This is a genomic window from Pseudomonas sp. PIC25, from assembly GCF_002286785.1.
In the GTDB taxonomy this organism is placed as follows: domain Bacteria; phylum Pseudomonadota; class Gammaproteobacteria; order Pseudomonadales; family Pseudomonadaceae; genus Pseudomonas_M.
The window spans coordinates 1-1976 of the sequence record NZ_MUJY01000021.1; the positions used below are offsets into that span (position 1 = coordinate 1).

Genomic DNA, 1976 nt, shown 5'->3' on the forward strand with positions numbered 1-1976 from the left:
CAGCATCGCCCAGGACATCGCGCACATGATCCGCGAGAGCGGCCTGCTGGTGACATTGGTGGCCGAGCGCGACCGCTTCCGCCAGCGCGACTGCATCCAGCAGCTGGAGCTGCTGGTTGAGGCCGACGAGCGTCTGGTGCCTGGCACCGTTCGGATCGTCGAGCAGGAGCCGGGCCAGTACCAGGTGACCGCTCGCACCGTCGAATTCGGATCCGTCGAGGTGGTGCTGTGACGGTCGATTTTAAGCAGGCGCTCAGTGACGCCGGCATTCCCACCACCGAGGCCGGGCTGCGCCAGGCCTGGGAAAGTGAAGTGGCCGCCCAGGGCAGCGCGCTGAGCAACACCAGCGCCTACTCGCCCTTCTGGCGCATCGTCACCGCCCTGGTGACCAAGCCCGTGCTGTGGCTGATCACCTTCATCAGCGGCACGGTGCTGCCGAACTTCTTTGTGAAGACCGCCACCGGCGCTTGGCTGGACATGCTGGCCTGGGCGGTGAACGTCGAGCGCAAGGGTGCAACCAAGGCGCAGGGCAAGCTGTTGTTCACCCGGCTGGCCGCTGGCGGCGAACTGGAAGTGCCCGCCGGCACCCTGGTGCAATCAGCCGCGATCAATGGCCATGTGTACCAGCTGGTGACGACCGCCCCGGGCCTTTTCATCGACGGGCTGATGCAGTTGGACATTCCGGTGGAGGCGGTGGAGACCGGCAGCGGTTACAACCTGGCCCCGGGTTACTACGCCGTTCTGCCCGAGCCTGTGCCAGGCATCGCCCAGGTGGCGAACATCGATGGATGGCTGACGTCGCCCGGCGCGGATCCTGAGCCCGACGACCAGCTGCGTCTTCGCGTGCGGAACCAATTTTCCGCCGTGAACCAATGGCACACCGACGCCGTGTACCGGGCCATGATCGCCAGATTTCCGGGCGTTCGGCCGGATGGTGTGTACTTCGAGCACAACGCCCCGCGTGGCCCGGGCAGCGCAAATGCCTACGTGCTGTTCGATGCCGGCGTGCCCGCCGACACGTTCCTGGAGCAGATCAACGCCTATATCCGCGATCAGGGCAACCACGGCCACGGCGACGACCTGCAAGTCATGGCCATGCCCGAAACCCAATGGGCGATCCGTGTATTGGTCTGGACCCGTTCAACCTTGACCAGCGAGCAGCGCGCCACGCTCAAGACCGAGATCGAGCTGTTCATCCGGGCGGCCTTTCGCGAGAGCACGCCCAGGGACTACCAGCCCACCCTGACCTACCCGCAGTCACGGTTTTCCTTCAGTAGGCTGGGCGAAGAACTGCACCGGCAGTTTCCCGGCATCGAATCGCTGTACTGGCGGAACAACGACATCGTTTCCCAGTTGAGCATCCCGCGACTGACCGGCGTTGAGGTGCTGATGCAATGATCAAGCTCGGTTTGCCTTTCTGGTTGGACGGTCCCGAGCTGGCGAAGCTCACGGCCGCCGCACAAGCCTGGTGGACAAAAGTGGAGGGCTGGCTGCGCTGGCCGCTGCTGCAGATGGATGCCGAAACCTGCCACCTGACCATCCTGGATCTGTTGGCCTGGCAGCGCGACATCACCCGCTTCAAGGACGAACCCGAGAGCCTTTACCGCCTGCGGGTGAAATACGCCTTCATCAACGCAGTGGACGCTGGCAGCACTGCCGGCCTGAAACGCATCTTCCAGCGTCTGGGCGTGGGCTATGTCGAGATCGAAGAGCGCGATTCCGACCGCGACTGGGACGTGGTGCTGCTGCGCCTGAGCAACAGCCAACTGGCGGAGAACGCCGAGCTGCTACGCATCCTGATCCGTCAATACGGTCGCACCTGCCGCCGCTATGACTTCGTGACGCTGACCACCCTGCCGCTAGGCGTGGTGACTGTCCATTTCAACGACGACCAGCAGACCCTGGTCGCCAGCCTGTAGGAGAGCCAATGGGAGCCCGCATTACCCTGGCCGGTGAAAGCCTGATCGCGCAGAAAC

At 64.2% G+C, this 1976-nt stretch carries 3 protein-coding genes; all 3 read left to right on the forward strand.

The genetic code is table 11. The features are described from left to right. The coding region (locus tag BZL41_RS00510) for a DUF2590 family protein (protein WP_143517993.1) at positions 1-232 on the forward strand (232 nt) is incomplete at its 5' end. Beyond that, positions 229-1398 (forward strand): baseplate J/gp47 family protein, encoded by a 1170-nt coding sequence (locus BZL41_RS00515; protein ID WP_095597486.1) that lies wholly within the window; start codon positions 229-231, stop codon positions 1396-1398. The genes BZL41_RS00510 and BZL41_RS00515, both read left to right, overlap by 4 nt. Then, entirely contained in the window at positions 1395-1919 is a 525-nt protein-coding gene (locus BZL41_RS00520) for a phage tail protein (protein WP_095597487.1), read from the forward strand. The genes BZL41_RS00515 and BZL41_RS00520 overlap by 4 nt, the downstream gene beginning before the upstream one ends. Positions 1920-1976 lie beyond the last annotated feature (57 nt).